General features: G+C 67.7%; 5 protein-coding genes and 1 pseudogene. All 6 read left to right on the top strand.

From position 1 onward, the window contains the following. Positions 1–371: pseudogene (locus Y705_RS17170) on the top strand (class I SAM-dependent RNA methyltransferase); the annotation flags it as partial. A 155-nt stretch (positions 372–526) separates the two neighbouring features. Beyond that, positions 527–2500, top strand: coding sequence for a 1-deoxy-D-xylulose-5-phosphate synthase (gene dxs, locus Y705_RS0103680; protein ID WP_026531865.1), 1974 nt, complete (start codon positions 527–529; stop codon positions 2498–2500). Between the two features lie 378 nt (positions 2501–2878). Next, positions 2879–6487, top strand: a complete 3609-nt coding sequence (locus Y705_RS17165; protein ID WP_049822220.1) for a ribonuclease E/G — start codon at positions 2879–2881, stop codon at positions 6485–6487. A gap of 307 nt (positions 6488–6794) precedes the next feature. Continuing rightward, positions 6795–7103, top strand: a complete 309-nt coding sequence (rplU, locus tag Y705_RS0103670) for a 50S ribosomal protein L21 (protein WP_026531864.1) — start codon at positions 6795–6797, stop codon at positions 7101–7103. Between the two features lie 53 nt (positions 7104–7156). Beyond that, positions 7157–7417: a 50S ribosomal protein L27 gene (gene rpmA, locus Y705_RS0103665; RefSeq protein ID WP_026531863.1), complete on the top strand. Its 261-nt coding sequence runs from the start codon at positions 7157–7159 to the stop codon at positions 7415–7417. A 119-nt stretch (positions 7418–7536) separates the two neighbouring features. After that, positions 7537–8502: GTPase ObgE (gene obgE, locus Y705_RS17160; RefSeq protein ID WP_155849900.1), on the top strand; the 966-nt coding region annotated here is incomplete at its 3' end.

Genomic DNA, 8502 nt, shown 5'->3' with positions numbered 1-8502 from the left:
GCGGATCGGTCCTTTCTGTGGAGGGATCCGCCGGCACGAGCAAGGACGCCCGCCGGAACCTCCACGGGCAGGACCACGTGTCGATCGTCGAGGGCAGGGTGGACACCGTGCTGAATTCCTGGGACGAGCCGCTCGATGTGGTGCTCCTGGATCCGCCGCGGGCGGGTGCGGGAAAGCGCGTCGTCGCGCAGATCGCGGCGGCCCGGCCCCGCGCCGTCGGGTATGTCTCCTGTGACCCTGCATCGTTCGCCAGGGACCTCGGCCTGTTCCGGGCCCGTGGCTGGAACCTCGACCAGTTGAGGGTCTTCGACCTGTATCCCCATACCCACCACATGGAATCCTTCGCGGTGCTGAGCCCGCCTGCCGAATAACCTCCCTCGCGCCGTGCGGGCCCGAGGCGGCCGCGGTGGGTGGACCTCCGGCGTCAGGCGCGAATTCAATGGCACCTCTCCGGGGTCCGGAACGTTAGAGTTAACGCTTACCAACGGCGGAGTCTTCGCCGCGGCCACGAACGGAGGAGGCGCCGATGGGACTTCTGGAAACGATCCGCAGCCCGCAGGACCTGAGCAGGCTTTCCGAGCATCAGCTCACTGCCCTCGCCGAGGAGATCCGCACCTTCCTCGTGACGAACGTGTCCCGGACCGGCGGGCACCTGGGGCCGAACCTGGGAGTGGTCGAACTGACGCTCGGCATCCACCGGGTCTTCGATTCTCCGCGGGACAGCGTCATCTTCGACACCGGTCACCAGTCGTATGTGCACAAGCTCGTCACCGGCCGCCAGGATTTCAGCACCCTCCGCCAGGAGGGCGGCCTCTCCGGCTACCCCTCGCGTGCGGAGTCGGTGCACGACGTCGTCGAGAGCTCCCATGCGTCGTCGTCCCTCTCCTGGGCCGACGGCATCTCGCGTGCCCGCGTCCTGAACGGTGAGGGCGACCGCTACACAGTGGTCCTCGTGGGCGACGGCGCCCTGACCGGCGGCATGGCCTGGGAAGCCATCAACAACATCGCCGCGGACAAGCGGCGCCGCGTGGTGATCGTGGTCAATGACAACGGGCGCTCGTACGCCCCCACCATCGGCGGTGTGGCCGACTACCTCGCGTCGCTGCGTCCGGCCCTCGACTCCGTGCGGACGCACCGCGTCTACGAGCGGACCCTCGACTGGTTCAAGGGCCGTCTCCAGAACGGCGGGCCCGTCGGGGAATTCGGCTACAAGAGCCTCCACGCCATGAAGAAGGGCGTCAAGGACTGGTGGGCACCCCAGGGCCTCTTCGAAGACCTCGGCATGAAGTATGTAGGACCGGTGGACGGCCACGACCTCGGCGCTGTGGAGCAGGCGCTGCACCTCGCACGGAATTACGAGGGCCCGGTGATCGTGCACACGATCACCGAGAAAGGCCATGGATACGCGCCCGCGCGGGCTCATGAGGCCGACCAGTTCCACGCCGTCGGCATCATCGACCCCGAAACCGGAGAGCCCGTCGACGCCGCAGGCAAGCAGTCCTGGACGTCGGTGTTCGCGAACGAGATCGCCGACATCGCCGACGAACGGCCCGACGTCGTCGGCATCACCGGCGCCATGCTGATCCCCGTCGGGCTCCACCGGTTCGCGGCGCGCCACCCGGACCGCGTGTTCGACGTCGGCATTGCCGAACAGCACGCCCTGACCAGCGCGGCAGGCATGGCCTTCGGCGGGCTCCATCCGGTGATCGCCCTCTACGCGACGTTCCTGAACCGGGCTTTCGACCAGCTGCTCATGGACGTGGCCCTCCACAAGGCCGGGGTCACTATCGTGCTCGACCGATCCGGAGTCACCGGGCCCGACGGCGCAAGCCATCACGGCATGTGGGACATGTCCCTCCTGCAGTCGGTGCCGGGACTTCATCTGGCCGCGCCGCGCGATGCGTCACGCCTGCGCGAGGAGCTCCGGGAGGCCGTGCAGATCGCCGACGCACCCAGCGTGGTGCGGTACTCCAAGGGCACCGTGGGCGCCGAGGTCGAGGCGATCGAACGGCTCGACGACGGCGTGGACGTCCTGTTCCGACGCCCCGCCGGGTCGCAGCTGAACGATGTCCTGATCGTCAGCGTCGGTGCCATGAGCGAGCTCGCCCTCGATGTGTCGAACCGCCTCGGAGCCCAGGGCATCAGCTCCACGGTGATCGACCCGCGGTGGGTGCTGCCCGTGCGCCGATCGGTGATCAGCATGGCGGCGGAGCACCGGATCGTGATCGTCATCGAGGACGGTGTCCGTGCGGGCGGCGTCGGATCCCGCATCCGCCAGGAGATGCGGTCGGCGGGCGTGGACACCGCGCTCAACGAAGTGGGGCTACCGGTCGAGTTCCTCGATCACGGTTCGCGGAGCCAGGTCCTGAAGCGGGTGGGGCTGACGGCTCAGCAGGTGACCCACGACGTCGTCGCCCAGGTACTGGGCACCAAGGTCCCGGTCGCGCGGCCGCTGGCCGGGCAGGAAGCGCCGGCGACCGGCCAGTTCCCCACGCTCTGACGCCGCTCCGACAGTCACGCTGGCCGAATTTCGCGATGCTGGTGTGAGACAATTGCCGTGGTCGGTGGGGAACCCACATTTCCCCGCTGGTCCAGTGACAGGCTTCCGCTCTGCAGGCGACGCGCCCGGCACCGACAGTCCAGCAACCGGACTGGCCGCCGGGAATCCGCCTCGCAGATTCTCCGTCCATTTCGACGGTCAAGTCGGAAAAGCGCCGCTGGTCTTCGAGTGATGCCGCACCCCATAGCCGGTGCGACCTCGGATGACAATGACAACGACTTCCGGACCGCTGCGGGGAAGATGCCCGCGGCAGGCCGACATACTGCCCCGAGGGTGCTTGGATGTGGCCGGTGCCGCAAGGGCTGGAGCCGCATACCCATGAACCCGATCGACCAGCAGCCAAGCGAACAGAATTTCGCAGAGAACAGCAGCGAGCAGAATTCCGAGCAGCGTCCCGGACGGAATCAGGAACAGAACAGCAGCGAGCCGGCAACGGCCGATGCGCAGGGGGCCGGTACCCCTGCTCCCGCGAAGAGGGCGCCACGGGTGAGGCGCAAGGCAACCTCGCCGGCCGGCGCTCCGCCGGCCGTCCTTCGGCCCGCGCCGCTCGAGCCCACGCCGCTCGAGCCCACCGCGATGGGTGACTCCGGCACGAGCGGAACGGAATCGACAGGCACTGCGGCGGACGGACCTGCCGTTGGTGACACGCCTCCAGCGGCACCGCGCAAGCGGGTCTCCCGGTCGCGCAAGCCCGCGGTGGAAGTGGAACCGGCGGGAGAGCCGGCGGCCGACCCCGGTGCGCCGATCGTCGACCTGTTAGCTTCATCCCAGCCTGCAGTGTCCGATGAGGATCCGACGGTCGCATCGGCGGACGCGCCGGTCGACGCACCGGTGGACACTTCGCGGGCTGTTGCAGACGCTGCCCCGAAGGCCAAGGCACCGAGGACCCGACGCCGGGCCGCCACGGCCGAAGCGGGTCCGGCAGCACCGATCGATGTCGCCGAACCGGACAATTCGCCCGGTACACCCGCTGACGCTACGCCCCCGGCATCGAGCAACGTCGACCCCGCCGGTGCCGGTGTCGGAAGCGTCGACGCCGGAAACAGCGGTGCTGCAGACGGCGGTTCCGGGCGCGGTGCTGCAGACGTCGAGGTCGCTGCCGAAAAGTCCACCCGGACCCGTCGGGCGAGCCGTAGCCGCCGTGCTGCTGTTGGTGAGACCTCCGTTGAAGCATCCACAGTTGAAGCATCCGCGAAAGACGTCCCCGCTCCCGCTGCCGCCCCTCCCGAAGAGGCCGCTCCCGCTGACGCCGTTCCCGAAGACGCCGCCGCGACCGGTGACACCCCTGAGACTGAGCCGGCGCGGGCATCCCACGCCAACCCCTTCGCCCTGCCGGAATCGCCCCTGTCCCTGCTTTTCCATGCCCCCGACCTCGCTGCAGCCGTGCAGCCCGTCAAGGTCACGGCGCCTCCCGCCGGTGACCCGGGCGAGGATGACATTGACGACAGCGGCAGCGACAACGACAACAACGACGACGGTTCGGGCCGCAGGCCGCGCCGAAGCCGTCGCAGCCGGGGCCGGGGCCGGGCCGACAGCTCGGACGCTTCCTCCTCCGACAGGAATGACGTCGAGGGATCGGAGAGCCGGGATTCCGACAGCGGACCAGGGGACGAGTCGCCGAACGGCGTGACGTCGCGCCGCCGTCGTCGTCGCCGGCGCGGCGAACAGGACCTGGAGCTGACTGGCGGCGAGGACGATGACCCGCCCAACACGGTGACGCGTGTGCGCGCACCGCGGCAGAGCAGCGAACCCGTGTCGGACAAAGTCACCAGCGTCAAAGGCTCGACGCGACTTGAGGCCAAGAAGCAGCGCCGGCGCGAATCCCGCGACACCGGGCGTCGCCGACAGGTCATCACCGAGGCCGAGTTCCTTGCCCGGCGCGAGTCGGTCGACCGGCAGATGGTGGTCCGCCAGCGCGATGACAGGATTCAGATCGGCGTGCTCGAGGACGGGATCCTCGCCGAGCACTTCGTATCGAAGACGCAGCAGGATTCCCTGATCGGGAACGTCTACGTGGGCAAGGTCCAGAACGTGCTTCCCAGCATGGAAGCTGCCTTCGTCGACATCGGACGGGGGCGCAACGCGGTGCTCTACGCCGGAGAGGTGAACTGGGACGCTGCAGGCCTCGACGGCCAGCCGCGCCGCATCGAACTCGCCCTGAAGTCGGGCGACGCCGTCCTGGTGCAGGTGACCAAGGACCCCGTGGGGCACAAGGGAGCACGGCTCACCAGCCAGATCTCACTTCCCGGACGGTACCTGGTCTACGTTCCTGGCGGCTCCATGACCGGTATTTCCCGGAAGCTGCCCGACGTCGAGCGAAACCGGCTCAAGCGCATTCTCAAGGACCGGCTGCCCGAAAACGCCGGAGTGATCGTCCGCACGGCGGCTGAGGGTGCCAGCGAGGAAGAGCTGACGCACGACATCAACCGCCTGCGGTCCCAGTGGGAGCAGATCGAAAGCGCCTCGGCGTCCACCAAGACGCTCGCCCCGGAGCTGCTGTACGGCGAGCCCGACCTCACCATCAAGGTGGTGCGGGACGTCTTCAACGAGGACTTCTCGAAGCTGGTGGTCTCAGGGGAAGAGGCATGGGACACCATCGAGGCCTATGTCATGTATGTGGCTCCCGACCTGGTGGGGCGGCTCGAGAAGTGGACGGGGGACGAGGACATCTTCGCGGCCAGCCGCATCGATGAGCAGATCTCCAAGGCACTCGACCGGAAGGTGTTCCTGCCGTCCGGCGGATCCCTGGTGATCGATCGCACCGAGGCCATGACCGTGGTGGACGTCAACACCGGCAAGTTCACCGGCAGCGGCGGGAACCTCGAGGAGACCGTCACCAAGAACAACCTCGAGGCAGCCGAGGAAGTGGTCCGGCAACTGCGGCTGCGCGACATCGGCGGCATCATCGTCATCGACTTCATCGACATGGTGCTCGAAGCCAACCGTGACCTCGTGCTGCGCCGGCTCGTTGAATGCCTGGGCCGTGACCGGACCAAGCACCAGGTCGCGGAGGTCACCTCGCTCGGCCTGGTCCAGATGACGCGCAAGCGCATGGGTACCGGTTTGCTGGAGGTCTTCGGCGAGGACTGCGAGCACTGTGGGGGGCGCGGAGTCGTCACCCACGAGGAGCCGGTGGAGCACCGCCGTTCGGGACTGCCGCAGGAAAACCAGCAGCAGCAGTCGCGTCAGGAGAAGCAGCCCCGCAATGAGCGCAAGCGAACCCGTGGCCGTTCGGCGCAGCAGGTCGAGGAAACCCAGCCCGCGCCAACCCCGCAGCCGGACAGTCCGGAGCGCGCGGCCAAGGCCGAGGCGGCCAGGACAGCGTTTGCGAGCATCGCTGCGGCAACGCACGCCTCCCACGCTGCACACGAGGAGCACGCAGCAGGTCCAGCGCCAGAGCCCGCCGTCCAGGTCAATGAGGCAGTGCTGACCATCAACGGCGAGACAGTGACCCTGCCGCGGGCGGAGGCCCACCGGACCGGGACAGAGGGGGAGCAGCCGAGGCTGACCCTCGACAGTCTCACTGCTGCCTTCAACCGCGCCCCGGCCGCGTCGAGCGAGACCGTCGAGGCAGCCGCTTCCCCGAACGACGGCGCACCCTCCAGTACCGGTGGCTCGGACACCGGCAGGGCTCCGGCCAACGAGGCCGCTCCTACGGAGACGCCGTCGTCCGATGGACCGGGCACCGGCGTGGTCGCACCTGCGCCGAGGCGCAGGCGAGCCCGCCGTGCGGCCAGCAGCGCGCAGGGTTCGGCGGCGGGGTCCGCCATCGAGACCCTTGCTGCAGAATCCGGGACGGCACCGGACAACGGGTCAGCGGCAGCCGGCCGGCACGTAGCCAGGGCCGAGGCGCCGGCGAACCGCCCCGCAGCATCGGGCGCTGAACCCGTCATCTTCGGGGTCGGAGTTCCGGCTTCGGAACTGTAACCGGGACGGGTCGCGCCCAGAAGCAGCAGGATGAGGAACCGGGGCAGCGGTATCGCCCCGGTTCCTCATCTTCAGCTACAGATCACGTGCGCAGGCGCGCCGGAGGGGTCCGCTAATTTGCGGGAACGAGCCATTCTGGCGTAACCTTGATCTTCGGTGCACGCGCCTTCCAATCGGTATGTCCGGGGCGTACGAGCACAGCGTCGACATGGCCAGCGAACGCATCCTTGAACGGATGCCAGCCACAGCGCGCAAACCAGTTTTTTACATAAGAAGTCAAGCATTGTCGAGAGAAGTGAGTTCCCAAGTGGTGTACGCGATTGTCCGCGCAGGCGGCCGCCAAGAAAAGGTTTCCGTTGGAGACCTCGTTACCCTTGACCGCGTCACCGGTCAGGCAGGAAGCACCTTTGCGCTGCCTGCCCTCCTTCTGGTAGACGGCGACAAGGTTACCTCAGCAGCAGCAGACCTCGAGAAGGTCACTGTTACTGCCCAGATCGTCGAGAATCTTCGTGGCCCGAAGATTGTCATCCAGAAGTTCAAGAACAAGACCGGCTACAAGAAGCGCCAGGGTCACCGTTCGGAACTGACCCGAGTCAAAATCACAGGCATCGCGTAACCCCTCGCGGTTACCGGTCGGTCAAATATCTCCAGCGAAGGCAGGCATAACTCATGGCACATAAGAAGGGCGCGAGTTCCACTCGCAACGGCCGCGATTCGAACGCGCAGTACCTCGGCGTCAAGCGCTTCGGCGGCCAGGTCGTCAAGGCAGGCGAGATCATCGTCCGCCAGCGCGGAACCCACTTCCACCCGGGGGCCAACGTCGGCCGCGGCGGGGATGACACGCTGTTCGCCCTTGAGGCAGGTGCCGTTGAGTTCGGCAGCCGCCGCGGACGCCGCGTCGTCAACATCGTTGGTGCTGCAGCCGAGTAGTTCCTACTCCCGGCGCAGCATGCACTAAGCATTCGGGTGGGGTGAGTCGCTTTGGCTCACCCCACCTTTTTTTAAGCCGGTCCCATCCGGCAAATGAAGCATTTCAGAAGGAGATCAACGTGGCCAGCTTCGTTGACCGGGTAGTCCTGCACGTTTCCGGCGGTACGGGCGGTCACGGCTGCGTGTCCGTCAAGCGTGAGAAGTTCAAGCCCCTCGGTGGGCCCGACGGCGGCAACGGCGGCGACGGCGGCGACGTGATCCTGCGCGTCAGCGGCCAGACCACCACGCTGCTCGACTACCACCACGCACCCCACCGCCACGCCACCAACGGCGGCAACGGGATGGGCGACTGGCGCGGCGGCAAGACCGGCGAGACGCTGATCCTCCCCGTACCCGACGGCACCGTCGTCAAGACGAAGGACGGTGAGGTCCTCGCGGACCTCGTGGGTGAAGGAGCGGAATTCGTCGCCGCGGCCGGAGGCCAGGGTGGCCTCGGTAACTCGTCGCTGTCCTCGCAAAAGCGCAAGGCCCCCGGGTTCGCCCTGCTCGGCATCCCGGGTGACGAGCGGGACGTCGTCCTCGAGCTCAAGTCGATCGCCGACATCGCGCTGGTCGGTTTTCCCTCGGCCGGCAAATCGAGCCTCATCGCGGCGATGTCCGCGGCCCGGCCCAAGATCGCCGACTACCCGTTCACCACGCTCGTCCCCAACCTCGGAGTGGTGCAGGCCGGCGACACCCGGTTCACGATCGCCGACGTTCCCGGCCTGATCGAGGGCGCAAGCGAAGGCAAGGGGCTCGGGCACTACTTCCTCCGCCATGTGGAGCGGTGCGCGGCACTGGTGCATGTGCTCGACTGCGCCGCGCTCGAAGCCGACCGGGATCCGCTCGCCGATCTGGCCATCATCGAGCAGGAGCTCGAGAAGTACACGGTGGACATGAGCTTCGCAGGGCCCGACGGCGACGTCGTCCCCCTGAATGGACGGCCCCGCCTGATCGCGCTCAACAAGGTCGACGTGCCGGACGGCAAGGACATGGCAGGCTTCGTGCGGCCCGAGCTCGAGGCCCGCGGCTACCGCGTGTTCGAG

It is taken from the genome of Arthrobacter sp. H41 (assembly GCF_000520535.1).
In the GTDB taxonomy this organism is placed as follows: Bacteria; Actinomycetota; Actinomycetes; order Actinomycetales; family Micrococcaceae; genus Arthrobacter_D.
This window is presented reverse-complemented; position numbering and strand designations above follow the sequence as displayed.